Raw genomic sequence first — 24,936 nt, forward strand, 5'->3', positions numbered from 1 at the left:
CGAGGCCGTGGGGCGGCCTCACAGGGGGGTGCGCCGCAGCCTCAGGGCGTTGCCGGTGACGCTGACGGAGCTGAGGGCCATCGCCGCGGCGGCCACCTCGGGCGACAGGAGCACGCCCACGGCGGGGTAGAGCACGCCAGCGGCCAGGGGGATGCCCAGGCCGTTGTAGGCGAAGGCGAACCAGAGGTTCTGCCGGATGTTGCGCATGGTGGCCCGTGACAGGGCGCGGGCCCGCACCAGGGCCTGCAGGTCGCTGAGCAGCAGCACCACCCCGGCGCCCTCGACGGCGACGTCGGTGCCCGACCCCATGGCGACGCCGACGTCGGCGGCCGCCAGGGCGGGGGCGTCGTTCACACCGTCCCCCACCATGGCCACCACGCGCCCCTGCTCCCGCAGGCGCGAGACCACTGCGGCCTTCTCCTCGGGGCGCACCTCGGCCTCGACGCGCTGCACGCCCAGCTGCGCCGCCACCGCCTGCGCGGTCGCCCGGGCGTCACCCGTGAGCATGACGACGTCCAGGCCCTGCGCCCGCAGGGCCGCGAGGGCCGGCGGGGTGCTCTCGCGCACCTCGTCCGTCACGGCGAGCAGCCCGGCCTCCTCGCCGTCGACGGCGACGAGGACGGCCGTCCCGCCCACGGCCCGCACCGCGTCCGCCCGCCCCGCGAGCGCCAGGCCGGCCCGCACCCCCTCCTCCTGGAGGAACGCGGGGCTGCCCACCAGCACGCGGCGTCCCTCGACCAGGGCCCTGACGCCGCGGCCCGCCGGTGCCTCGAAGGCGTCCGCGGGCGAGGGCGGCAGCCCGAGCTCCGTCGCGGCCTGCACCACCGCCCGCGCCAGCGGGTGCTCGCTGCCGCGCTCAGCGGCCGCTGCCCAGCGCAGCACGTCGGCGTCGTCGAAGCCCGGCGCGGTGGCGACCAGGCGGGCCGACGGGCGGCCCCGCGTGAGGGTGCCCGTCTTGTCCAGCACGACGACGTCCACGCGCTCGAGGCGCTCGAGGGCCTCGGCGTCCCTCACGAGCACGCCGAGCTGGGCGCCCCGCCCCACGCCCACGCCGATCGACATCGGCGTCGCCAGCCCCAGGGCGCAGGGGCAGGCGATGATCAGCACGGACACCGCGACGACGAGGGCGTGCGGCAGCCGCGGCTCGGGACCCGCGAGCGCCCACACCAGGAAGGCCAGGACGGCCACCGCGACGACCACGGGCACGAAGACGGCCGAGACCCGGTCCGCGACGCGCTGGACGGGGGCCCGCGAGCGCTGCGCCTCCTGGACGGACGCGACGATGCGGGCCAGCACCGTGTCCCGCCCGACGCCCTCGGCGCGCATGAGGAAGCCGCCGCCGGACGCCGTGGTGCCGCCGACCACGGCGTCGCCCACGTCCTTGCTGACGGGCATCGGCTCGCCGGTGACCATGGACTCGTCGACGCTCGAGCGGCCCTCGACCACGACGCCGTCGACGGGGACCCGCTCCCCGGGCCGCACCCGCAGCAGGTCGCCGACGGCCACGTCCTCCAGCGGGACCTCGGCCTCCTGGCCGGGGAGCTGGCCGGCGTGATGGCCGGTGTGCTCGCCCGCGGCCGCGCGCGCGACGCGCAGGGCTGTCGGCGGCGCGAGGCCCAGCAGGGCGCGCACCGCGCCGGAGGTCCGCTCGCGCGCCCGCAGCTCGAGCACCTGGCCCACGAGCACCAGCGCCACGATGACCGCCGCCGGCTCGAAGTAGACGTCGGGCAGCCCGTCCTGCCCGCGCAGCTGCGCCGGGAAGGCTCCCGGGGCGAGCGTGGCGACCAGGCTGTACAGCCAGGCGACCCCGACGCCGAGCGCGATGAGGGTGAACATGTTCAGCCGGCGCGTCCGCACCGACGTCCACCCGCGCTGCAGGAAGGGCCACCCCGCCCACAGCACCACTGGCGTGGCCAGCACCAGCTGCACCCAGGCGGAGGCTGCGGGCGGCACGACCTCGTGCACCACCGGGAGGTAGTGGCCGCCCATCTCCAGCAGGACGACGAGCGCCGCGAGCACGGCGGCGACGCGCAGGCGCCGCGACATGTCCGCGAGCTCGGGGTTCGGCCCGGCGTCGGCGCTCACCTCCACCGGCTCCAGCGCCATGCCGCACTCGGGGCAGCTGCCCGGGCCCTGCTGGCGGACCTCGGGGTGCATGGGGCACGTGTGCGTGGCCGTCGCGTCGTCGTGGTGGCGGCGCTCCCGCCCTCCGTGCCCGTGGGCCCCGTGGACCTCGTGCCCGTGGACCTCGTGCCCGTGGACCTCGTGCCCGTGGGCCCCCGCGTCGCCGGCGGTGAACCGCGAGCGGCAGTGCTCCGAGCAGAAGGCGTACCGCCGCCCGTCGCGCTCGGCGGTGAGGGGGCCGTCGGGGTCGACGGTCATGCCGCAGACGGGGTCGGTCGACCCCGCAGCCGTCTTGGTGGGCGCGTGCCGGTGCTCAGCCACCCTGCAAGAGTACCCCCGGGGGGTATTGGTCAGGGACCTCAGCGCGGGGTGAGGACCTCCTCGACCCGTCCGGACTCCGACGAGCGCACCAGCGCCTCCACCGCGGCGAGGGTGGCGAGGTTGTCCCGGCCGGTGACCTCCGGCGGCGGTCCACCAGCCGCGGCGCGGGCGAACTGGCGCAGCCCGGCCGCGCGCCCCCACAGCTCCGGCACCTGCAGCGGCACGGGGGACTCGACCCCGTCGCGCCCCCGCAGCACGAGCGAGTCGTCGACCGGCGGCGCGCTCCCCCCGTGGCGGCTGGCCATGGACAGCTCCCCGAGCTCCCCGGTGGCGCTCCACTCCCCCGCCCACGGCGTCGGCCTCGCTCGCGAGAGCCAGCTGCCGCGGTAGCTGACCACCAGACCGTCGGACATCTCGAGCAGCGCCGATGCCGCCGCCGGCTGGTCGAACCTGCTCCAGGACGGGGAGGACGCCACCGCGCGGACGCGCTCGACCTCCCTGCCGGTGACGAAGCGGAGCAGGTCGACGTGGTGGACCGCCATGTCCACCAGCAGCGGCTGGGGGAAGCGGTAGTGCGGGTGGGTCTGGGCGGGCTCGTCGTTGGCCCACTTCCGGAAGTCCACCGAGACGCCAGACAGCTCGCCGAGGGCACCGCGGCGCAGCAGATCGCGCGCGGCCCGCGGGGCGGGGTACGAGCGGTAGTTCTGGCTGACCTGCAGCACCAGGCCGAGCTGCTCGGCACGGGAAACCGCGGTGAGCGCCTCCTCGACCGCGGGTGCGAAGGGCTTCTCGACCAGCACGTGCAGCCCCGCCTCCAGGGCCTCCAGCGCCAGCGGAACGTGCGCTCCCACAGGGGCGGTGACCAGCACGCCGTCGGCCCGCACCTGCTGCAGGGCCTGCTCCAGGGAGGTCGCGCAGGCGTCGTCGGGCAGCCCGTGGGCGCGCCGGAAGGCCGCCAGGCGCGCGCGGTCGGGCTCGACGACCGCGACGCGCTCGACCTCGGGCACCCGCGGCAGCACCGTGCGCTCCCAGTCCCCGCCCCAGCCCCCGAGCCCGACGTGCACCAGCCTCATGCGCTGAGACTGGTCCACCTCCGGGTCAGCGGCCAGGCCGGGGGGTCAGGCGCCGGAACGGCGCGGGCCCCCTCGCCGCGGCACTGCGAGCGACCTCGCGGCGCCGAGCAGCCGGTGGAGCCCCGCCCGGCTCTGACGAGCCGGGACGGCCGCGTCGGGCCGACCGTCGGGGAGGACGACGACGAGAGGGCTCGGGGCGTGGGCGTCGAGCGCCTCGACGGCGGCGTCGCCCCCCACCCAGGCGGTCGGGTCGACCACCACCTCGGCGCCGCACGCGTCGAGCACCACCCGGGCGCCCCCGGGCAGGTGCACGACGGCCGCGGCGCGGTCCCAGGCGGCGCCGTCGGTGGTCCCGTCCTCGTGCTGGAGGAGGACCCCCTCCGCGCCCACCACGAGGCGCCCGGCGCCGCGGGTGGAGACCCACGTGCCTCCGGTGGGCTCCGGGGCAGCGGGCGGGCCGGCCAGCGGCACCCCGGCGGGTGCCTCGACGTCACGGGGCACCTGCAGCAGGCCGGTGCCCAGCGCCTCGCGCAGGGCCTGAGCCACGGCGGCGGGTCGCACTCCCCCGGCCTGCGCGCGCAGCAGCTCGCCGGGGGCGGCGGTGGGCGGCTCGACCTCACCGGACAGCAGCCAGGCGCCGGCGAGCTCCTCGAGGGCCGCCGTCGCGCCGAGAGGGACGAGGCTCGCGGCCCAGCGGGCCAGCTCCTCGGCGGGCGGCGGCTCGCTGCACGCGCGGGCGGTGGCCTCCTGCACGGCGTGCAGGGCCTCCTGCCCCGCCTCGGCGCTCGCGCTCAGCGCCAGGCACAGCTCGACGGCACCGCCGCCGACGGCGGTGACCTGGACCTCGACGTCGGCGGGGCCGGGGACCCGGGCACCCAGCTCCTCGGCGACCAGGTGCCGCAGCCACCACCAGCCGGCGCGCAGCGCCGCGCTGTCCTGGGCGAGCGCGGACACCGCGACGACGCCGGGCGGGCCGGCCACCACCGCGGGGGTCGACAGCTCCTGCTCCGCCGGCCGCGGCGCGGGCGACGGCGACCCGGACAGCAGCGGCAGCACCCACGCCGGGGGCTGGGGCCCGCGGACGGCGAGCACGGCGTTGGACGCGGTGAACCAGCGCTCCACCCACCCCGTCACGGCGGTGGCGTCGGCGGTGGCCAGCGCGAGCTCGGGAGCGGCGCGGTGGCCCCAGCCGGTCGAGCCGTGGCGGGTGGTGCGGAGCAGGTCCCAGCTCGTGGGCAGGTGCAGCAGCGACTCCCGCTCGGCGCAGCCCGCCTCGTGGGCGAGCTTCTCGGGGAGCACCTCGGCCAGCGACGCCAGGCCCTCGCACACGGCGACCAGGTGGTCGCGGACCTCCTCGTCGGTGCCGGTCGCGACGAAGGCGACCTCCAGCGGGGAGGTGCAGGGCGCGTGCCACGGCTCGCTCGGCCGCCGGCCCCCGCCCGCCTCCTGCCCGACCTCGGTGAAGCGGTGCGCGAGGTGGGCCACCAGGTGGGTCAGGCCGCGCTCGGGCAGGCCCTCGTCGGCGGTGCCGACGCGGAAGGCCAGGCGGGCGCGCACCGGCCCCTCCGAGGGCAGCCACGCGACGCGCAGGCCCCGGCGCGTGGAGCCGAAGCGGACCCCCGCGGGCGGGGCGGAGGGCGCCGCTGGCGCGCTCGCGGGCACGGGCGCCCCGGGTCCGGGGTCCACGGCGGTGCTGGTCACCCTCCGGGCATCGGCACGCGAGGGCGGGGGCTCAAGCGCCGCCGCACCGGTGGTGGCCCGCTGCTGCTCCCGAGCCGCGGCAGGCCGGGCGCGGCCGGCGGGCGCACGGCGGCGCGACGTCCGGATGACCGGCTCGGCGGCGCCTTGCCACAGGTGTGAGGCTGTGCGAGGTTCATCGGTCGGCAAGGCGTCAGGACGCAGGTGGGGAGGTCGGTGGTGCGCGGCTCGAGCACGTCGGACGGCGCACGGGCGACCCTCCCCGCGCCCGCCCTGAGCGAGGTCCGCTCCGACGCGCCGGCTGCTGTGCTCATGGTCGACCTGGCCGCTCAGCAGGTCGTCTACGCCAACGCCGTGGCCCAGCAGGTGGCGCCCGGCCTGCCGCTGCCGGCCAGCACGGAGGAGTGGTCGCGGAGGGCCGACCTGCGCGACCTGGACGGCGCGCCGCTGTCCGAGACCGACCACCCCCTGTCGCGGGTCGCCCGCTTCGAGCCGGTCGCCGGCCAGGGCGTCTCCGCGGCGCGCTCCAGCGACCTCGGCAGCCGCCGCGAGCCGCTGTGGGTGGTCGCGCTCCCGCTCGACGGAGCGCCCAACCTCAGCGACCACGCCCTGGTGGTGCTGCTGCCGCTGCGCGACCGCGCGGCCGCGCAGGAGCGCGCCGTGGCCGCCCACCTCGACGGCCACCTCGCGGACGTCGACCCCGTGCTCGACGACGGCGGCGACGCGCTGCGCTCCTCCGCGGTGGTGGCCACGGGGCTGTCCTTCACCGTCGCCGACGCCGGCGACCCCGACGTCGCGCTCGCCTGGGTCAACCCGGCCTTCACCGCGGTCACCGGCTACACCTTCGAGGAGGCCGTCGGGCGCAACTGCCGCTTCCTGCAGGGACCGGGGACCGACCCCGAGGTGCGCCGGCAGCTGCGCGATGCCGTCCGGGCGGGCGAGTCCATCACGGCCACGCTGCTCAACTACCGCAAGGACGGCTCGGCCTTCTGGAACCAGCTGGCCCTCAGCCCCGTGCGCGACGCCGAGGGCCGCGTCACCCACGTCGTCGGCATCCAGACCGACGTCTCCGGCCGGGTCGCCGCCGACGCCGAGCGCGACCGCGCCCTCGCCGCGGAGCGCGCGGCCCGCGCCGAGGCGGAGAAGGCGCGCCAGCGCCTGGCGCTGCTGGCCGAGGTGACCCGCCAGCTCAGCTCCACCACCGACGGCGAGCAGGCCATGCAGCGCCTCGCGGGCCTCGTGCTGCCCCACCTCGGCGACTTCGCGATCCTGGCGATCGTCGGGGACGACGCGCGCGACCCCTCATCGACCGCGTCACGGCCCACCGGCTCCGACGGCTCCCCCCTCGGGGCGAGCGTGTCGGGGCGCGACCTGCGCGACGTGGCGTGCGCCCACGTCGACCCCGCCGTCCAGCCCCTGCTCGAGGCCTACTGCCGGGTACGGCTGACCCACCTGACGACGGCGGGCCGCCAGGTGCTCAGCTCGCTGCTCGTCGACGGCGAGCCGCGCCACGACGCGCCCGCCGACCAGGCGGGGGCCTCTCCCACCGAGGTCCTCACCCCCCTCATGCACGGCGAGGCCCAGCACCTGCTGGAGCAGCTGGCGCCCTCCTCCGTCGCGACCTTCCCGCTGCGGGGCCGCGACCGCACCGTCGGGCTGCTGACCGTGTGCACCGGTCCCGGCCGGCCGCCGCTGACGGAGGGCCAGCTGGCGCTGGGCGCGGACATCGCCATCCGCGCCGGGCTGGCGCTCGACATCGCCCGCCTCTACCGCCAGCAGCGCGACCTCGCCGCCGGGCTGCAGCGCTCGCTGCTCACCCTGACGAGCCCGACGGCCCCGCACGGCCTGGAGCTGGCGGTGCGGTACGCCGCGGCCGCGGAGGCCGCGCAGGTGGGCGGCGACTTCTACGACGCCTTCGTCCAGCCCGGCGGGGCAGTGGTGCTCACCATCGGCGACGTCATGGGCCACGACACCCAGGCCGCCGCCGGCATGGCCCAGCTGCGCTCCATCGTCAGGGCCCTCGGGGCGGCCGGCGACGACGGGCCGGCCGCCGTGGTGGCCAGCACCGACCGGGTCATGTCGGTGCTGCGCCTGGACACCACGGCCACCGCCCTGGTGGCGCGCTGGGAGGATGGCGAGCTGCTGTGGTCCAACGCCGGCCACCCGCCGCCGGTCGTGGTGGCGCCCGACGGGTCGGTCAGCACGCTCACCAGCGAGACCACCGACCTGCTGCTCGGCGTCAAGGCCGAGGTGCCCCGCCAGGAGCTGCGCACCGCCCTGGCGCCCGGCACCACCGTGCTGCTGTACACCGACGGCCTGGTCGAGCGGCGGGGGCAGCCCCTGGACGCCGGCCTGCGCCGGCTGCAGGACGAGCTGGTGGCCCTGCGGGCGCACCAGCTGGACCTGGAGGTGCTGGTCGACGCGGTGCTCCTGCGCCTGCTGCCCAGCCACGCCGCCGACGACGTCGCCGTCCTGGCCCTGCGGGTGCTGCCGGCCTGACGCGCGTCACAGCGGCGCGGTGCCCTCGGCCACCTGGGCCGGGTGGTGGCGCACGAGGAACGAGCGCAGGTTCTTGGCGGCGAGCACGTCTCCCGCGCGCACGCCGCGCGAGAGCATCCGGCGCGCCTCCACCACCCGCCCGCGCCGCTCCAGCAGCAGGCCCAGGTTGTTCCACGCCCTCGCCTCACCACCCTCGGCGAGGGCACGCAGCGCCCGCTCGGCGCCGTCGAGGTCGCCCAGGTCCTCCTCCAGCACCAGCGCCAGGCGGATGGCGCTGGTGGGGTCGCCCTCGGCGGCTCCGGCGCGCAGCAGGGCCAGGGCCTCGGCGTGCGCGGCGCCGTCACCGCGGCGCACGCCGCGCAGGCGCAGCAGCCAGGCCAGGTCGCCGCGGGCGTCGACGTCGACGACGGCCCCCGCGCGCAGGAGCCGCTCCAGCTCACCGCCCGGCGGCAGGGCCGCGACGGCGTCGTCGGCGCCGCCCCCGGGGCCCGAGCCGCCGCCGGCGGCCTCGCTGAACAGCCACGTGCCGAGCACGGCGCTGGCCTCGGGGTCCCCCGCGGCGGCGGCCGCGCGCAGGAGGTCGCGCGCGTCGTCCTCACCGCCCGAGACCCCCGGGTCGGTCCCGTGCCAGCGCCACACGTCGGCGAGGAAGACCAGCGCGCGCGGGTCACCGGCCCCCCGGGCCACCTGGTAGGCGCGCTCGGCGCCGCCCCAGTCCTCGAGGCGCTCGCGGGCGATGCCGAGGTTCAGCCCCGCCAGGGGGTCGCCGCCCTCGACGGCCCGGGCGAAGACCGCCTCGGCCTCGGCGTCCCGCCCGAGGTCCAGCAGCGCGTTGCCCAGCCCGAGCAGGGCGTCCCGGTCCCCCAGGGCGGCGGCGCGCGCGAAGGCCTCGGCGGCCTCCCCGTGACGACCCGCCTCGGCGGCGTCGACCCCGCGGTCGTGCTCGGCGGCCGCCGCCGCGCCGTCAGCCCCCGTCTGCTCCACCCCCGTACTGTGCCAAGGCCCTCGGAGGCGCGAGCGGTCAGCCGCCGGCCCGCACCGCGCCGGCGGTGCGCGCGAGCGGCAGCGTGCGCGGGACGGGCGAGGTCGGCGAGGCTCCCGGAGCCGGGGCCGACGGGGCCGACGGGGCCGACGCAGGGGTGTGCAGCAGCAGCAGCAGCGCGCGGGTGCGCCGAGCGCTGCGGACCCCACCGAGCATCCCGCGCCGCGGCGCGCCACCGCCGGCGACACGCGGGCGGGAGCGGGCTGCGTGCCGGCGCGCGGCGTGGCCCCGCGCGGGGAGGCGGCCTAGCGTCGTCGTCGTGAGCAACCACGGCGCGGTCACCACGCGCACCCTGGGATCGACCACCGGCGGCACGGCGCTGGAGGTCTCCGCCCTCGGCCTGGGCTGCATGGGCTTCAGCCAGTCCTTCGGCCCCAACCCCGGCAGCCGGGAGGAGATGGTCGCGGTCATCCGCGGGGCGGTCGAGCGGGGGGTCACGCTGTTCGACACCGCCGAGGTCTACGGCCCCCACGACAACGAGGAGCTCGTCGGGGAGGCCCTCGAGCCGGTGCGCGACGACGTGGTGATCGCCACCAAGTTCGGCTTCGCCATCGAGGAGGGCTCCCGCCGGCACGGCGGCCCCGGCGGCACGGACAGCCGCCCGGAGCACGTCCGGGAGGTCGTGGAGGCCAGCCTGCGACGACTGCGCACCGACGTCATCGACCTGCTCTACCAGCACCGCGTGGACCCGGCCGTGCCGATCGAGGACGTCGCGGGCGTGGTCGGCGAGCTGGTGGCCGAGGGCAAGGTCAAGCACTTCGGGCTGTCGGAGGCCAGCGCCGCGACCATCCGCCGCGCTCACGCCGTGCACCCGGTCACGGCCCTGCAGAGCGAGTACTCGATCTGGTTCCGCGACGTCGAGGCCGAGGTGCTGCCGACCCTGGACGAGCTCGGCATCGGCCTGGTGCCGTTCAGCCCGCTCGGCCGCGGCTTCCTCACCGGGGGCGTCAGCGCCGCCAGCACCTTCGGCGACGGCGACATCCGCGCGGGGCTCCCCCGGTTCACCCCCGAGGCGCTCGCGGCCAACCAGGCGCTGCTGGACCTGCTCGGTGAGATCGCCCGCGCGAAGGGCGCCACCACGGGGCAGATCGCGCTCGCCTGGCTGCTGGCCCAGCGCCCCTGGGTGGTGCCCATCCCCGGCACGCGGCGCCTGAGCCGGCTGGAGGAGAACCTCGGCGCGCTCGACCTGGACCTCACCGCCGAGGACGTCGCCGCCGTCGACGCCGCCTACGAGCAGGTGCAGGTGCAGGGCGAGCGCTACCCCGAGCACATGGCGCGGCTCACCAACGGCTGACCAGGGACCTCAGGGCTGCGGCCCCGCCACCCCCTGGTCGGCGAACCAGTCCGCGTAGGCGGTGGTCCTGGCCAGGTGCCGCGTCAGGTCCGGCGCGCCGTCGTCCCACCACACCGGCCCGCGCTCCCCGAGGGCCTCCTTGGCCGCCTGCACCCGCCGGCGGGCGTCGGCGCGGGCCGGCTCGTCCCGCGAGCGCAGGGCAGCCGCCTTGGCGCGCCGGGCGGCCATGAGCTCGGCCACGAGGCGCTCGCGCTCGGCGTCGGGGAGGCGGGGGTCGCTTCGCCGCCACAGGCGCCCGCGCACCACCAGGTACCGGCCGTCGGGCGTCACGGGGGGCCCGTGGGGCGTCGCACCGGTGGCCACGCACCGACGCTAGGCGCCGGTGGCCGGGTGCGCCCGTGTGACGAGTGCGTTTCGGGCGGCCCCGGGCCCGACCGGGCGGGTGACGATCGCCCATGGCCGTCGCCGACCCTCCAGCCGTCGCCCTCCCCCCGCTGGCCGAGGCGCGGGTGGTGGTGGTCCACGTGCCCGAGCAGCGGCGCTTCGAGGTGCGCGTGGGGGGCCGGCGCGCGGGCTTCACCGAGTACTTCGAGACCGGGGACCGGCGCGTCTTCGTCCACACCGAGGTCGGACAGGCCTTCAGCGGACGCGGTCTGGCCAGCGCGGTCGTGCGCCGGGCCCTGGAGGCGACCCGGGAGGACGGCCGGCGGGCCGCCGCGGTGTGCCCGTACGTCTCGCGGTGGCTGGCCAGCCACCCCGGGTTCGAGGACCTGGTGGCACCGGGGCGCTGACCGGCGCCGGCCAGCACCGGTCAGCGCGCCGCGGGGGCCCCGGCGTCGTCGCTCTCCGGTCCCGGCCCCTGCAGGGGCAGCTCGACCCGGAACACCGTCTGGCCGGGGCGCGACCGCACCGTCAGGGAACCGCGGTGCTTGTGGGTGACGATGCGCCAGGAGATGTCCAGGCCCAGGCCCGTCCCCTCCCCGACCGGCTTGGTGGTGAAGAACGGCTCGAAGATGCGTCCCACCACCTGGGGGTCGATGCCGTGGCCGCTGTCCTGGACCTCCACGACGGCGCAGTCGCCGGAGCGCAGCGTCCTCACCACCAGCTCGCGCGAGCCCTCGGGCTGCTGCGCCATGGCGGCGACGGCGTTGACCACGAGGTTGGTCCACACCTGGTTGAGCTCCGCGCCGTAGGCGGGCACCAGGGGCAGCGTCCGGTCGTACTCCCTGAGCACCCGCACGCCGGAGAGCTTGCCGCCGAGCATCGTCAGGGTGGAGTCGAGCAGCTCGTGCAGGTCGACGTCGCGGAACGGGGCCCTGTCGAGCTGGGAGTACTGCTGCGCGGCGCCCACGAGGTGGGAGATGCGGGTGGCGGACTCGGCGATCTCCCCCATGAGCAGCTCGGTCTCCACCGTGTACCGCAGCCACCCGACGGCGCCGGGGAGGGCGCCCTCGGAGGCCGTCGCGGCGACGGTCTCGAGCCAGTCGACGTCCAGGCCGCCGGCCACGAAGACCGGCGCGACGTCCCAGGAGCCCGGCAGACCGTGCTCGTCCAGCCAGTCGGCCACGGCGTCCTCGCGCTCGCCGGCCTCCACGGGCCCCAGCACGGGGGCCTTGGCCGCGCGGCGGACCGCCTCCTCCTGGAAGCGGATGAGGGCGGCGATGGTGGCCGGCTCCAGGCGTCCGCTGCCGATGAACTCCAGCTTGTGGCGCATGCCCGCGACGCGCTCGCGCAGCGCCTCGACGGCGCGCACGGCGGCGGCGGCGGGGTTGTTGAGCTCGTGGGTGAGGCCCGCGGACAGCGCGCCCAGCGCCAGCAGGCGCTCGCGCTCCGCGACGCGCTGCTGGCTGGTGCGCATGCCCTCGTAGAGGCCCTCCAGGAGGTGGGCGGCCATGGGGAACCACTCCCGCAGCACCGTCTCCAGCACCGGGGCCTCCAGCTCCAGCAGCACGCTGGGGCGGGTGGTGCGCGCGCTGTTGCCGTAGTCCGGCGCCGCGCGCTCCCCGAGGTAGCCCTGGGTGGCGCCCATGTAGACGCCGCGCTGGGAGGTGCGCGAGACCTCCACGTCGTCCGCGCCGACCCGGCGGCTGATGACCACCTCGCCCTCGACGAGCACCCAGAACAGCCGCGCCGGCTCCCCCTCGGTGAACAGCGGGCCGGCCCCGACGCGGCGCAGGGCGCTGCGCTCGCAGATCCAGGTGAGCTGGGCGTCGGTCAGCTCCTCGAAGAGGAACAGGGTGCGCAGGAGCTCGGGGGTGCAGCGGAGCTCCTCGGCGGGGGTCAGCACGCCGGGTCCAGCGCCGGAGGGGGTCACCGCTGTTCCAGGTAGCGGTGCACGAGGGTGACGGCCATGGCGCCCTCGCCCACGGCCGAGGCGACCCGCTTGACCGACCCGGAGCGCACGTCACCGGCCACGAAGACGCCCGGCACGGAGGCCTCCAGGTGGTAGGGGTCGCGCTGCAGGTCCCAGCCCGGCGGCGGATCGCCGCCGCGCAGGAGGTCCGGTCCGGCCACGACGTAGCCGCGCTCGTCGCGCACGGCGGTGCCGTCGAGCCAGTCGGTGCGCGGCGCGGCCCCGATGAAGACGAACAGCCGGTCCGAGGGCACCTCCTCGCGGCCCTGCGGCGTGGCGAGCACGAGGCGCTGCAGGCGCCCCTCGCCGCGGGCCTCGACCACCTCGGTGCCGGTGCGGACGGTGACGTTGGCCAGGGCCGCCAGCTGCTTGACCAGGTAGTCGGACATGGTGGCCTCCAGGCCCGCGCCGCGCACGAGCACGGTCACCGAGCGCGCCCGGCCCGCGAGGAAGACCGCCGCCTGGCCCGCGGAGTTGGCGCCCCCGACGACGTGGACGTCGGCGCCCTCGCACCCGGCGGCCTCGGTGAGGGCGGAGCCGTAGTAGACCCCCGCCCCGGTGAGCGCTTCCACGCCGGGGACGTCGAGGGTGCGGTAGGAGACGCCCGTGGCGAGCACCACGGCGTGCCCGGAGACCCGTGAGCCGTCGGACAGCACCACCGTGCGGGCCGGTCCTTCGGCCTCCAGGGCCACCGCGTCGCCGGCGGTGATGACCTCCACGCCGAACCTGTCGACCTGGCGGCGTGCGCGGTCGGTGAGCTGGGCGCCGGAGACGCCGTCGGGGAAGCCCAGGTAGTTCTCGATGCGGGAGCTCTGCCCGGCCTGCCCGCCGGTGGCGCTGCGCTCGAGCAGCACCGTGCGCAGCCCCTCCGAGGCGCCGTACACCGCCGCCCCCAGGCCGGCGGGCCCGCCCCCGACCACGACGAGGTCGTAGAAGTCGGCGTCGGCGGTGGTGTGCAGGCCCACGGCCGCGGCGAGGCGGGCCTCGGTCGGGCGCTCCAGCCAGCCGCCGTCGGGGAGCACGACCACCGGCAGGGCGAGGCCCTCCGCGCCGGTGGCTGCGAGGAGCAGCCCCGCCTCCGGGTGGTCGGACGGCAGCGAGCGGTAGGGCACCTGGTTGCGGGCCAGGAAGTCGCGCAGGGCGAAGAAGTCCGGCGACCAGCGGTCCCCGACGACCTTGACCTCAGGCCGGCCCCGCTCGGTGGCGCGCCGGTCGCGGCGCCAGGCCTCGAGCAGCGCGTCGATGACGGGGTAGAGCTTCTCCTCGGGCGGGTCCCACGGCTTGAGCAGGTAGTGGTCGAGGTCGACGAGGTTGATGGCGTCGATGGCGGCGCTGGTGTCCGCGTAGGCGGTCAGCAGCACCCGGCGAGCAGCCGGGTGCAGGTCCATCGCCTGCTCGAGGAACTCGATGCCCGACATGCCGGGCATCCGGTGGTCGGCCAGCAGCACGGCCACCGGCTGGCCGCGCAGGGCGAGGTCGCGCAGGGCCTCCAGCGCCGCCGGCCCGGACTCCGCCCGCACCACGCGGTAGCGCTCGCCGTAGCGGCGCCGCAGGTCGCGGGCGACGGCGCGGCTGACCGAGGGGTCGTCGTCGACGGTGAGGAGGGCCGGGCGTGCGGCGGCCGCGGAGCCGGGCGAGGCAGGGCCGGGGCGGGGCGGAGCGGGGCTGGTGGGCGGGGGGCTGGTGGAGAGGGCGTCAGGCTCGCTCACGGACGAAGGCTCGCACGCCGCAGGGGTCCGTGGGCAGGGGCGCTGGCCGTGCGGCCACCGCCCCTGCCCGGGCGCGTCAGCGCTTGGTGGAGAAGGCGGCGTCGAAGGCGGCGGCCGGCGGGGAGATCCTCGCCAGCTCCTTGACCATCGCCAGCGCCTGCGGGGCGCCGACCAGGCGGTCCATACCGGCGTCCTCCCACTCCACGCTGGTGGGGCCCTCGTAGCCGATGGCGTTGAGAGTGCGGAAGATGGGCTCCCAGTCGACGTGGCCGTGGCCGGCGGTGACGAAGTCCCATCCGCGGCGCGGGTCGGCCCAGGGCAGGTGGGAGCCGAGTCGGCCGTTGCGCCCGTCGAGGTGGCGCACCGACTCCTTGACGTGGACGTGGTAGATCTTCTCGGCGAAGTCCTGCAGGAACATCACCGGGTCCAGGTCCTGCCAGATGAAGTGCGACGGGTCGAAGTTCAGGCCGAAGCCGGGCCTGTCGAGCACCTCGAGGGTCTTCTTGGCGGTCCAGTAGTCGTAGGCGATCTCGCTGGGGTGGACCTCCAGGGCGAACCTGACGCCGACCTCGTCGAAGACGTCGATGATCGGGTTCCAGCGGCGGGCGAAGTCCTCGTAGCCGCGCTCGATCATGCCGGCCGGCGGCGGCGGGAACATCGCCACGCACTTCCAGATCGAGGACCCGGTGAAGCCCGTGACCGTCTTCACGCCCATCTTGGCGGCGGCGCGGGCCGTCATCTTGAGGGCGTCGGCGGCGCGCTGGCGCACTCCCTCGGGCTCGCCGTCGCCCCACACCCGCGGGGAGAGCATGTCCTCGTGGCGCTCGTCGATCGGGTCGTCGCAGACGGCCTGGCCGGTGAGGTGGTTGGAGATGGCGAAGACCTGCAGGCCGTTCTCGGCCAGGACCCGCTGCTTCTCCTCGAGGTAGCCGTCCTCCTCCACCACGCGGTAGGGGTCCAGGTGGTCTCCCCAGCAGGCGATCTCCAGACCGTCGAAGCCCCACTCGCCGGCGAGGCGGGCCACCTCGGTGAAGGGCAGGTCGGCCCACTGGCCGGTGAACAGCGTGATCGGTCGCGTCATCGTCGAAGCTCCTGCTCGTGTGCGGTCGTCGGGGTGCCCGTCAGGGTCGGGGACAGCATGGCCCTACCAGGCGGTAGGTCCTCGGTCGGGGGCGTCAGACGTCGCGCGCGGTCGCCGCGCGGCGCTGCAGCGCCGGGATGAGCACCTCGGGCCGCATCACGGCGTCGACCTGCTCCGGCGTCATGAGGCCCCGCTCCACGACCAGCTCGGTGACGCTGCGCCCGGAGGCCAGCGCCTCCGCGGCGACGTCCGTGGCGGCGGCGTAGCCGATGTGGGGGTTGAGGGCCGTGACGATGCCGATGGAGCGCTCCACCACCCCGCGCAGGTGGTCGGTGTTGGCGGTGATGCCCACCACGCAGCGGGACTCCAGCACCCGGCAGGCGGCCGTCAGGTGCGTCACGGACTCGAAGAGGTTGTGGGCGATGATCGGCTCGAAGGCGTTGAGCTGCAGCTGGCCGCCCTCGGCGGCGAGCGAGATGGAGACGTCGTTGCCCACCACCTCGAAGGCGACCTGGTTGACCACCTCGGGGATGACCGGGTTGACCTTGCCGGGCATGATCGAGGAGCCGGCCTGGACCGGCGGCAGGTTGATCTCCGAGAAGCCGGTGCGCGGCCCGGAGGACAGCAGCCGCAGGTCGTTGCAGATCTTCGACAGCTTCACCGCGGTGCGCTTGAGCACGCCCGAGAGCTGCACGAAGGAGCCGACGTCCTGGGTGGCCTCCACGAGGTCGGCGGCGCTGACCACCCTCACCCCGCTGATCTCGCGCAGCGCGGCCACCGCGAGCTCCACGTACCGGTCGGGGGCGTTCAGGCCGGTGCCGATGGCCGTGCCGCCCAGGTTGATCTCACGGATGAGCGCCGCTGCCTCGGCCAGGCGGTCGGCGTCCTCCGCGACCATGACCGCGTAGGTGGCGAACTCCTGCCCGAGGGTCATCGGGACGGCGTCCTGCAGCTGGGTGCGCCCCATCTTGAGCACGTCGGCGAACTCGTCGGCCTTCCGCGCGAAGGCCTGCGACAGGCTCTTCATGGCGGTGTGGAGCCTGTCGATGGCGAAGTGCATCGCCACCTTGACGGCGGTGGGGTAGACGTCGTTGGTCGACTGGCTGCGGTTGACGTGGTCGAGCGGGTGCACCACGGCGTAGTCGCCCTTGGTGCCGCCGAGCAGCTCGATGGCCCGGTTGGCGATCACCTCGTTGGCGTTCATGTTGGTCGAGGTGCCGGCGCCGCCCTGGATGACGTCGACGACGAACTGCTCGTGCAGCCGTCCGGCGCGCACCTCCTCGCACGCCGCCTGGACCGCCCCGGCGACCTCGGGGGTCAGCAGGCCCAGCTCGGCGTTGGCGCGGGCCGCGGCCTGCTTGACGCACGCCAGCGCCACGACCAGGTCGGGGTGGGTGCTGATGGGGCTGCCCGAGATGGGGAAGTTCTCCAGCGCCCGCAGGGTGTGCACGCCGTAGTAGGCACCCGCGTCGACCTCGCGGTCACCCAGCAGGTCGTGCTCGCGCCGGGTCTGGCCGGCCCCGCCAGCGGCCGTGGTCGTGCCCGTGGTCGTCTGCGTCGTCGACACGCCGGTGAGCCTAGCCAGCGCCCCGGTGCGCCCCTCAGGGGCGCGGCGACGGGGGCTGGGCGCCCTCGTGCTGCACCGTCAGCGCCGCCGCGGCCGTCGCCGCCTCCACCGCGGCGCGCCGGTCGTCACCGGCGGCCAGGCGGGCGGCGAGCACCCCGCAGAAGGAGTCACCGGCACCGGTGGTGTCCACGACGGCCTCGACGCGCTCGCCGGGCACCTCCAGGTCCCCCCAGCGCGAGCCGGCCGCGCCCAGGGTCACCAGCAGCGACGGCGGCTGGTCGCCGCCGAGCTGCTCGGCGAGCAGCGCGGCCTCGTGCTCGTTGACGACGACCGGGTCGGCCAGGGCCAGCACGTCCGGCGGCAGCACCGCGAAGGGCGCGAGGTTCAGCACCACCCGGGCGCCGCGCGCCGCGGCGCGGCGCACGCCCTCGGCCACCACCTCCAGAGGCAGCTCGAGCTGCGCCAGCAGCACGTCGCCGTCCTCCAGGCCGCCCGGCCCGTCCAGGGCCGCCAGGTGCTCGGCGCCCACCCGGTGGTTGGCGCCCGGCGCGACGACGATGGTGTTCTCCCCGCGGGCGTCCACGCAGATGACGGCGGTGCCCGTCGGCGCGCCGGGGACCTCGCGCACCAGTCCGGCGTCCACGCCGAAGGCCTCCAGCCGCCGCCGGTACTCCCGGCCGGGCTCGTCGTCGCCGACCGCGCCGACCAGCGCCGTGGTGGCCCCGGCCCGCGCACAGGCCACCGCCTGGTTGCCGCCCTTGCCGCCGAAGCGGCGCTCGAGGTCACCGGCGAGCAGCGTCTCCCCGCCGCGCGGGTGCCGCTCCACCTGCAGGTGCAGGTCGAGGTTGACCGACCCCAGCACGACCACCCGGCTCACGGCGGTGAGCCTAGGGGGACGACGGGTCAGCGGACGGTGTACCCGCCGTCGACGACGAGGTCGGCGCCGTTGACCATGTCGGAGGCCCCGCTGGCCAGGAACAGGGCCGCTCCGGCCACCTCCTTGGGCACCGCGAAGCGCCCCACGGGGATCTCCCGCTTGGCCGCCTCGCCCTTCTCCCCCGCCCAGGCCTTCTTCCCCAGCTCGGTGAGCACGACGGTGGGCGAGATGCAGTTGGCGGTGACGCCGCGGCCCGCCCACTCGGCGGCCAGCACCCGGGTCAGGCCCACCACGCCGGCCTTGGAGGCGCAGTAGGCGGCGTGCTCGAGCAGCCCGACGCTGGCGGCCTGGCTGGCCATGCTGATGACCTTGCCGCGCCCGGCCTCGAGCATGCGCCGGCCCACGGCCTGGCTCACGAGGAAGGTGCCGGTGAGGTTGACGGCGATGGTGCGGTCCCAGGCGCGGGTGGACAGGTCCTCGGCGGGAGCCAGGTCGACGATGCCCGCGCAGTTGACCAGGACGTCGACACCTCCCGTCGCCTCGACGGCGGCGGCCACGGCCTCCTCGACGCTGGCCGCGTCGGAGACGTCGCAGCCGAGCCCGAGGGCGCCGCCGCCCAGCTCCTCGGCGCGCCGCTGGGCGGCTCCGGCGTCGAGGTCGACGACGACCACGCGCGCGCCGCGCTCGGCGAAGACGCCGGCGATGGCCGAGCCGATGCCCGAGACCGCACCGGTGACCAGCGCGGTCCGGCCGTCGAGGCGGAAGCTGAGGTCGACGTCGTCGTCGGTGACCTCCCGGCGGGCCTGCGGCGAGCTGCTCACGCCTCGTCCAGCTGCAGCTCGCCCAGCCGCGACCAGTCGTCCTGGGGCAGCTGGAAGTTCACGATGCGCGGGCGCTCGGCGACCTTGGCGCCCAGCGTGGCCATGGCGTGCCGGAAGTGGTCGCTGCTGACGTGCGGCCCGGCGCCGTCGTCGGTGAAGGCCTCCAGCAGCACGTACTCGGTCGGGTCCTCCACGCTGCGCGACCAGTCGAAGAAGAGGTTGCCGGGCTCGGCGCGGGTGGCCTCGGTGAAGTCCGCGACCGACTCCAGCCAGGTGTCCGCGTGCTCGGGCCTGATGCGCCACTTGACGGCGATGAAGATCACGGGAGCTCCCTCGGGACGACGGCGTCCGGTGCGACCGGCGCGCGCCAGCCTAGGTGCGGGCGGGTGACCGCGCGGTCCGAGGAGGGCCAGCAGCGGGACTCGAACCCGCAACCCCTCGTTTACAAGACGAGTGCGCTACCAGTTGCGCCATGCTGGCCGGCGCGCCCGGGGCCGGGCGCCCTCCCAGGATAGGGCGCCGGGCCCTCCGGCGGGCCGTCCACCGGGCACGCCCCCGGGCCCGGTGGCGGACGTCCCGGCCGCCGCCCCGCTCGTCGCGCCCGGCCGCGCCCCCGTGGTGTCGCGGTGGGGTGCGGCTGGTAGACCGGAGCCCGTGGCTGAGGCGGGTGTCCTGAAGGTCGGCGTCGTGGGACTGGGGTGGGCCGGGCAGCAGCACCTGCAGGCGTACGCGGCCCGGCCCGACGTCGAGGTGGTGGCGCTGGCCGGCATGGAGTCCGCGCTGCTCGCGTCCCTGGGCGAGGCGCACGGCGTCCAGCACCGCGTGGCCCGCTGGCAGGACCTGCTCGAGGTCGAGGGCCTGCAGGCGGTGAGCATCGCCGTGCCCACCGCGCTGCACGCGCCGATCGCCGTCGCCGCCCTGCAGCGCGGGCTGCACGTGCTGTGCGAGAAGCCCATCGCCCGCGACGCCCCCGAGGCCTCCACCATGGTCGAGGCGGCCCGCAGCGCCGGCCGCGTGCTGGAGGTGGTCTTCAACCACCGCCAGCGCGGGGACGTGCAGGCGCTGCGCCAGCTCGTGGCCTCCGGACAGCTGGGCCGCCCCTACGCGGCCAGGACGTGGTGGCTGCGCCGCCGGGGCATCCCCACGCTGGGCAGCTGGTTCACCAACGCCGAGGCCTCCGGCGGCGGCCCCCTGGTCGACCTCGGCGTGCACTGCCTGGACTGGGCGCTGCACGTGCTCGGGGAGCCGCGCGTGCTCGCCGCGAGCGCCGTGACGGCCTCCGAGCTGGGCCCGCGGGGCCTGGGCGGGAGCCGCGAGGCGGGCAAGACGCAGGCCGGCGGCCCCTCGGCCTACGAGGTGGAGGACCTCGCCCACGCGTTCCTGCGGCTGGAGGGCGGTGGCGTGCTGCAGCTGGAGACCTCCTGGGCGGTCTTCCGCGACCCCGTCGACCAGCTGGGCATGAGCCTCAGCGGCACCGACGGCGGCGCCGAGCTGGTGGTGCGCGGGGACACCGAGGTGCTCGGCGAGCTGCGGGTCTTCACCGACAGCCCGCTCACCGCCGACGGCGAGCCGGCCGACAGGACCGTGCCGGTCGAGCGCGGCCGAGGGCACGCCGCGGTGGTCGACGCCTTCGTCGACGTGGTCCGCGGCGACCCCGCCGCCTGGGAGGACCACGACGGGTCGCTGGCGCTGGGGCGCGCCCGGATCATCGACGCCTGCTACGCCTCGGCCCGCGAGAACAGGGAGGTCGCGCTGTGAGCGCTGCTGGAGCGGTCAGGGTGACCGTCTGGAACGAGGGCGTCCACGAGGCCCGCCAGCACCCGGAGTGGATCGGGGAGATCTACCCCGACGGCATGCACGGCGCCATCGCGGCGGGCATCACCGAGCACCTCGGCGACCGCGCGCAGGTGCGCACGGTCACGCTGGCCTCCGAGCCCGACCACGGGCTCACCGAGGAGGTGCTGGCCGCCACCGACGTGCTGCTGTGGTGGGGCCACGCCGCCCACGAGCAGGTCAGCGACGAGGTGGTCGCGCGCGTGCACCGCCACGTGCTCGCGGGCATGGGCTTCATCGGGTTGCACTCCGCGCACTACTCGAAGATCTTCACGCGGCTGCTGGGCACCACCTGCTCCCTCGCGTGGCGCAACGAGGGCGAGCGCGAGCTGGTCTGGACCACGGACCCCTCGCACCCGATCGCGCGGGGCGTGCCCAACCCGGTTGTCATCGAGAAGCAGGAGATGTACGGGGAGCCCTTCGGCATCCCCCACCCCGACGAGGTGGTGTTCCTGTCCACCTTCGCCGGCGGCGAGGTCTTCCGCTCCGGGGTGACCTACCGGCGCGGGCAGGGGAAGGTCTTCTACTTCTCCCCCGGCGACCAGGAGTACCCGGTCTACCAGCACCCGGACGTGCGCCGGGTCATCGCCAACGCCGTGCTGTGGGCCCACCGGCCCGACGTGCAGCGGCTCAGCGAGGAGCAGCTGGGCTGCACCAACCCGCCCCGCCGCTTCTGACCTCCCCGGCGCCCGTCCTGCGGCGCCGGTGCAGTTGACGCCCCTTGGCTGCCACCGACGCCCCTTCGGGCCCGCCGATGGGGCGTCGGGTGCGGGGAAGGGGCGTGGAGTGCGCGGACGGGGCGTCGAGGCGCCGGCTGGCGGATCAGCGGGTGAGGGCGTCAGCGGGCGAGGGAGGCCTCGGGGGACGACGGGGCTGCGGCCGGCGCGGGCTCGGCCGCTGCCGGGACGCGCCAGCCGCCCACCAGCAGCGCGAGCGCCGCGAGCGCGAGCCCGCCGGTGCCCACCGCGGCGAAGCCCCACGGGGCGCCGAAGCGGTCCACGGCCACGCCGGTCAGCGGGGCCCCGAACGCGTCACCCAGGGTCAGCGCCGAGGCGTGCACGCCCAGCACCAGCCCGCGCACGGTGGCGGGGGTGGCGTGGGTGAGGGCCTCCGCGGTGCCCGCCATGAGCGGGGCGCAGAACAGGCCCGTGGGCACCACCAGCAGCGCCAGCACCGGCCAGCTGCCCGCGAGGGAGACCGGCAGCGCCGTGCCGGCCAGCAGCAGCAGCACCACCAGCGGGGACGGCCTGTTCTTCATGGCCCCGAAGACGAAGCCGCCGACGAGGGAGGCCAGGCACCAGACGGCGAAGACCAGCCCGAGGTGCGGCACGGCGTCCCACGAGGTCATGACCGCCGACAGCGCCGTGTCGGTGCCGCTGACGGTGACCGTGGCGGCGGACGTCACGAGCAGCAGCGCCACCACGGGCCTGCTCATCCAGCTGCGCAGCCGCGGGCGCTCGGCGCGCTCGCCCGCAGCGAGGGTGCGGGTGAGCTCGGGGTCGCGCACCGGCGGGTCGAGGACGAACAGCGCCGCACCGGCCAGCACCACGAGAGCGGCCACCGCGGTGAGCGTGGTGGCCGCGCTGGTCGCGGTGTAGAGCGCGATGCCCGCCGCGGGGCCGACGGCGAAGCTCATCTCCACGGCCATGGAGTCGAGGGAGAAGCCGGGGCGGCGCAGCTCGGGGGTGAGCATCGCCGCGAGCGCCTGGCGGGTCACGGAGAACACCGGCAGCGACAGCAGGCCCGCGAGGAGCGCGGCGGGCAGCAGCACCGGGTACTCCAGGCGCGGCGCGACCACCCAGAAGGCGGTCGAGGCGACGGTGGTGACGGCGACGACGGGCCGCAGGCCCACCCTGTCGACGGTGCGGCCCACGAGCGGGGCGCCGACCGCGGCGCCGACGGCGAAGGCCGCGCCGAGCAGGCCGGCCAGGCCGTAGCCGTGCCCGAGGTCGAGCACCACGTGGAGGGTGAGGACGACGGGCGCGGCGGCGATCGGGATGCGGGCGAAGAGCCCGATGAGGATGACGGCGGGGACGCCGCGGCGCGCGAGCACACCGCGGTAGACGGCGAGGGACAACGACGATCCGTTCGGGTACCAGCGCCGACGGGCGCCGCGGCCGGGTCAGCACCCCGGCGGTGGGCCGGCCCGGGACGCGCGCCAGCACTCCCTACAGTGCCAGAGCCCGGCCGCTGATTCCCAGTCCCGCTGGCCCGCTCGCGTGGCGGATCGCCGGTCCACCGGCACCGGCGCCGCTGGATCCGTCGCCGTCCTCGTCCGCAGCCGGGCGCTCCGTTGCGGTTCCCGAGCCCCTCCGCACCGCAACCGGGCGCTTGACTGCGGTTCCCGGGCGCTGCGGACCGCAGCCGGGCGCCCGGTCGCGGTTCCCCGCACGGCGGCAGCGGCGCTGACCGTGCCGGGGTGGTGCCGCCGGGCCCGCCCGGCTGGACGGGCGGACCCGGCGGAGTCCTGGAGCGCTGGTCAGCGCACGGGCAACCAGACCCGCATCGGGCCGACGCCGCGGTTGGCCCACACCGCGTACGGCACGGCGGTGAGCTCGACGTCCTCACCGTCGCCGGCGGGCTCGGGGTCGCCCGCGGGCAGCCAGGTGGCGTCCGCGCCCTCGTGGCCGGCCGAGCGGCCCCGGGGGTGCAGGACGACGACCCCGCCGAGCAGGTCGTCGCGGCGCTCCGCGCCCACCGGGGCGGCCGGGTCGACGACGACGTCGTCCACGAGCACCCCGTCGGGCTGGTCGACCTGCTCGAGGGCGTACACGAGCGGTCCGCGCTCCAGGGCGACCGCGCCGCGGGCGTCGTCGACGCGGCGGTCGGCCCGCGAGAGGCGCACGTCCAGCGGCAGGTCGAGCTCGAGGACGTCGCCGGCGACCCACGTGCGGGTCACGCGCAGGTAGCTGCCGGCCTGCGGCTGCAGCTGCTCGTCGCCGACGCGCGCGGTGGCCCCGGCCGCCCAGGCGGGCACCCGGACGGACAGCGTCCAGGCGGCGGCGCCGGCGGGCTCGCCCTGCCCGACCTGGTCCACGCGGACGCGCACGCCGCCGTCCCACGGGTAGCCGGTCTCGACCGCCAGGTCGACGGGCCCGACGCCCTCGACCTGCGCGGTCAGCGCGCTCGGGGCGAACAGGTGCAGCTGCACGCCGGCGTGCCCGTCCACCGCCCCGGTGGTGGCCAGGTACCCGTCCAGGCTGGACAGGGTCCGCATGATGTTGGGCGGGCAGCAGGCGCAGTCGAACCAGCCGCGCCGCCCGTGCGCGGGGCTGCGGTTCTCGAAGGGGTGGCTGCCGTCGCGGAACTGCAGCGGGTTGACGTAGAAGTACTCGTCCCCGGACAGGGAGACGCCCGCCGGGAAGCCGTTGTGGAGCATCCGCTCGGTGGCGTCGGCGTACTGGGCCTTCCCCGTGGCCAGCAGCATGCGCCAGGCCCACTGCACGCCGCCGATGGCGGCGCAGGTCTCGGCGTAGGCCCTGTCGCTCGGCAGCTCGTAGGGGTCGCCGAACGCCTCCCAGTCCCACCGGGAGCCCAGGCCGCCGGTGATGTAGGTCTTGGTGGCCCACATGTGGGCGAACTGGCGCTCCAGGGCGGCCAGCAGCTCGGCGTCGTCGGTCTCGGCCGCGACGTCGGCGGCGCCCGCGGTGAGGTAGACCGCGCGCACCGCGTGCCCCTCCACCGTGGTGGCCTCGCGCACCCGGACCCGGTCGGAGAAGTACGTCGGCTCCTTGCCGTGGCCCTCGATGATCCCCGTGCCGCGCGCCTCGACCATCCAGCGCGCCAGCTCCAGGTAGCGCCGCTCGCCGGTCTCGCGGAACAGCTCCACCAGGCCCATCTCGACCACGGGGTGCCCGTCGACGTCGCGCACCCGGCCCTCGCCGTCGCCGAAGGTCGCGTCGAGGTGGTCGGCGAGCCTGGTGGCGACGTCGAGGAGCCCGCGCTCCCCCGTGGCGCGGCTCACGGCGACGGCGGCCTGGAAGAGGTGGCCCGCGCAGTACATCTCGTGGCTCCACGGCAGGTCGGCGTACCGCCCCCGCGTCCCGATCGAGCCGTCCTGCTCCTGCACCACCGAGTCGAGGTAGCCGTCCTCGGCCTGTGCAGCGGCCACGACGTCGGTGAGCTCGCGGATCCAGCCGAGCAGCTGCTCGCTCGGCTCGCGCCCGTGCTCCCACGCCGCGGCCTCGAGCCACTTGTAGACGTCGGAGTCCATGAAGATCGGGCCGGTGACCTGCGCCCCCTGCGGAGCGGTGCCCGCGGCGATGCGCAGGTTGGTGAGGTTGCCGGCGCTCTCCAGGCGCTCGCGGCCCGTGGGGATGGCGTTCTCGCGGTTGGCGCGCTGGCGCTGCGCCCAGTACCCCCCCGTGATGCGCGCGGCGCCGGGGGCCACGGGCTGCAGGGCCGTGGTGCCCGGGGTGGGCCGGGCCGGGCCGGCACTCGCCCCGCCTCCGGTCGGAGAGGTGGTGCGGGCGGTGGTCTGGGCGGTGGTCGTCGTGGCCACGCGGGTCCTCTCGCAGCGTCGCGGAACATCCGGAACACGTTTTCTGCCACCGTAGCCCGCGTCGCGGCCGCCCGTCGACCCCCACCGCCGCGCTACCCTCGGCCCACGCCGGCCGCTGCGGCCGGAAACGCCGGAACGCTGCT

At 76.4% G+C, this 24,936-nt stretch carries 19 protein-coding genes and 1 tRNA gene; 5 read left to right on the plus strand and 15 right to left on the minus strand.

Going from position 1 to position 24,936, the window contains the following annotated elements:
* Positions 1-18: 18 nt before the first annotated feature.
* From ACUN9U_RS12575 to ACUN9U_RS12585, 3 genes are read right to left on the minus strand one after another with little or no spacing between them, the layout of a single operon-like run.
* Complete coding sequence (locus tag ACUN9U_RS12575) at positions 19-2,445, minus strand: heavy metal translocating P-type ATPase (protein WP_445485340.1); 2,427 nt, start codon at positions 2,443-2,445, stop codon at positions 19-21.
* Between the two features lie 38 nt (positions 2,446-2,483).
* Positions 2,484-3,518 carry a Gfo/Idh/MocA family protein gene (locus ACUN9U_RS12580; RefSeq protein WP_445485341.1) on the minus strand — a complete coding sequence of 345 codons (1,035 nt, stop codon included), beginning with the start codon at positions 3,516-3,518 and terminating at the stop codon, positions 2,484-2,486.
* Between the two features lie 45 nt (positions 3,519-3,563).
* The gene (locus ACUN9U_RS12585; protein ID WP_445485342.1) at positions 3,564-5,219 is read right to left on the minus strand and encodes a hypothetical protein; all 1,656 of its coding nucleotides are present in this window, start codon (positions 5,217-5,219) and stop codon (positions 3,564-3,566) included.
* Between the two features lie 216 nt (positions 5,220-5,435).
* On the opposite strand from ACUN9U_RS12585, the gene ACUN9U_RS12590 reads away from it, so the two are divergent.
* The gene (locus tag ACUN9U_RS12590; protein ID WP_445485343.1) at positions 5,436-7,715 is read left to right on the plus strand and encodes a SpoIIE family protein phosphatase; all 2,280 of its coding nucleotides are present in this window, start codon (positions 5,436-5,438) and stop codon (positions 7,713-7,715) included.
* A gap of 6 nt (positions 7,716-7,721) precedes the next feature.
* Here ACUN9U_RS12590 and ACUN9U_RS12595 read toward each other — a convergent pair whose 3' ends face one another.
* The gene (locus tag ACUN9U_RS12595) at positions 7,722-8,699 is read right to left on the minus strand and encodes a tetratricopeptide repeat protein (protein ID WP_445485344.1); all 978 of its coding nucleotides are present in this window, start codon (positions 8,697-8,699) and stop codon (positions 7,722-7,724) included.
* A 317-nt stretch (positions 8,700-9,016) separates the two neighbouring features.
* Between ACUN9U_RS12595 and ACUN9U_RS12600 the strand changes: the two genes are divergently transcribed.
* Entirely contained in the window at positions 9,017-10,051 is a 1,035-nt protein-coding gene (locus ACUN9U_RS12600; protein ID WP_445485345.1) for an aldo/keto reductase, read from the plus strand.
* A 9-nt stretch (positions 10,052-10,060) separates the two neighbouring features.
* On the opposite strand, the gene ACUN9U_RS12605 is transcribed toward ACUN9U_RS12600, so the two are convergent.
* Positions 10,061-10,414 carry a hypothetical protein gene (locus ACUN9U_RS12605; RefSeq protein WP_445485346.1) on the minus strand — a complete coding sequence of 118 codons (354 nt, stop codon included), beginning with the start codon at positions 10,412-10,414 and terminating at the stop codon, positions 10,061-10,063.
* Between the two features lie 92 nt (positions 10,415-10,506).
* Between ACUN9U_RS12605 and ACUN9U_RS12610 the strand changes: the two genes are divergently transcribed.
* Complete coding sequence (locus tag ACUN9U_RS12610) at positions 10,507-10,842, plus strand: GNAT family N-acetyltransferase (RefSeq protein WP_445485347.1); 336 nt, start codon at positions 10,507-10,509, stop codon at positions 10,840-10,842.
* 20 nt (positions 10,843-10,862) lie between these two features.
* Here the strand turns inward: ACUN9U_RS12610 and ACUN9U_RS12615 are convergent, their stop codons facing one another.
* The 8 genes from ACUN9U_RS12615 to ACUN9U_RS12650 all read right to left on the minus strand — a co-directional run bounded on the left by ACUN9U_RS12615 (position 10,863) and on the right by ACUN9U_RS12650 (position 18,939).
* Positions 10,863-12,365 carry a sensor histidine kinase gene (locus ACUN9U_RS12615; protein WP_445485348.1) on the minus strand — a complete coding sequence of 501 codons (1,503 nt, stop codon included), beginning with the start codon at positions 12,363-12,365 and terminating at the stop codon, positions 10,863-10,865.
* Entirely contained in the window at positions 12,362-14,113 is a 1,752-nt protein-coding gene (locus ACUN9U_RS12620; RefSeq protein WP_445485349.1) for an FAD-dependent oxidoreductase, read from the minus strand. The genes ACUN9U_RS12615 and ACUN9U_RS12620 overlap by 4 nt, the downstream gene beginning before the upstream one ends.
* 76 nt (positions 14,114-14,189) lie before the next feature.
* Positions 14,190-15,194 carry a sugar phosphate isomerase/epimerase family protein gene (locus ACUN9U_RS12625; protein WP_445485350.1) on the minus strand — a complete coding sequence of 335 codons (1,005 nt, stop codon included), beginning with the start codon at positions 15,192-15,194 and terminating at the stop codon, positions 14,190-14,192.
* 94 nt (positions 15,195-15,288) lie between these two features.
* Complete coding sequence (locus ACUN9U_RS12630; RefSeq protein WP_445485351.1) at positions 15,289-16,761, minus strand: aspartate ammonia-lyase; 1,473 nt, start codon at positions 16,759-16,761, stop codon at positions 15,289-15,291.
* Positions 16,762-16,795: 34 nt separating this feature from the next.
* Positions 16,796-17,638, minus strand: a complete 843-nt coding sequence (locus tag ACUN9U_RS12635; protein ID WP_445485352.1) for a ribokinase — start codon at positions 17,636-17,638, stop codon at positions 16,796-16,798.
* Between the two features lie 26 nt (positions 17,639-17,664).
* On the minus strand, positions 17,665-18,459 hold the full coding sequence (locus ACUN9U_RS12640) for a GolD/DthD family dehydrogenase (RefSeq protein ID WP_445485353.1): 795 nt from the start codon (positions 18,457-18,459) through the stop codon (positions 17,665-17,667).
* Positions 18,456-18,782 carry a putative quinol monooxygenase gene (locus ACUN9U_RS12645; RefSeq protein WP_445485354.1) on the minus strand — a complete coding sequence of 109 codons (327 nt, stop codon included), beginning with the start codon at positions 18,780-18,782 and terminating at the stop codon, positions 18,456-18,458. The genes ACUN9U_RS12640 and ACUN9U_RS12645 overlap by 4 nt, the downstream gene beginning before the upstream one ends.
* An 84-nt stretch (positions 18,783-18,866) precedes the next feature.
* Positions 18,867-18,939 (minus strand) — tRNA-Thr (locus tag ACUN9U_RS12650).
* Between the two features lie 174 nt (positions 18,940-19,113).
* On the opposite strand from ACUN9U_RS12650, the gene ACUN9U_RS12655 reads away from it, so the two are divergent.
* On the plus strand, positions 19,114-20,217 hold the full coding sequence (locus ACUN9U_RS12655) for a Gfo/Idh/MocA family protein (RefSeq protein ID WP_445485355.1): 1,104 nt from the start codon (positions 19,114-19,116) through the stop codon (positions 20,215-20,217).
* Complete coding sequence (locus ACUN9U_RS12660; protein WP_445485356.1) at positions 20,214-20,969, plus strand: ThuA domain-containing protein; 756 nt, start codon at positions 20,214-20,216, stop codon at positions 20,967-20,969. The genes ACUN9U_RS12655 and ACUN9U_RS12660 overlap by 4 nt, the downstream gene beginning before the upstream one ends.
* A gap of 161 nt (positions 20,970-21,130) precedes the next feature.
* Here the strand turns inward: ACUN9U_RS12660 and ACUN9U_RS12665 are convergent, their stop codons facing one another.
* Both ACUN9U_RS12665 and ACUN9U_RS12670 read right to left on the minus strand, forming a co-directional pair.
* Positions 21,131-22,369 (minus strand): MFS transporter, encoded by a 1,239-nt coding sequence (locus ACUN9U_RS12665; RefSeq protein ID WP_445485357.1) that lies wholly within the window; start codon positions 22,367-22,369, stop codon positions 21,131-21,133.
* Positions 22,370-22,771: 402 nt separating this feature from the next.
* A complete protein-coding gene (locus ACUN9U_RS12670) occupies positions 22,772-24,793 on the minus strand; it encodes a glycoside hydrolase family 127 protein (protein WP_445485358.1) in 2,022 nt (673 codons plus the stop codon).
* Positions 24,794-24,936 lie beyond the last annotated feature (143 nt).

Source organism: Quadrisphaera sp. KR29, from assembly GCF_052644995.1.

Coding starts and splice junctions, on each gene's coding strand:
- ACUN9U_RS12580 (WP_445485341.1), bottom strand. CDS start 3,518: ATGAGGCTGGTGCACGTCGGGCTCGGGGGCTGGGGCGGGGACTGGGAG.
- ACUN9U_RS12610 (WP_445485347.1), top strand. CDS start 10,507: ATGGCCGTCGCCGACCCTCCAGCCGTCGCCCTCCCCCCGCTGGCCGAG.
- ACUN9U_RS12625 (WP_445485350.1), bottom strand. CDS start 15,194: ATGACGCGACCGATCACGCTGTTCACCGGCCAGTGGGCCGACCTGCCC.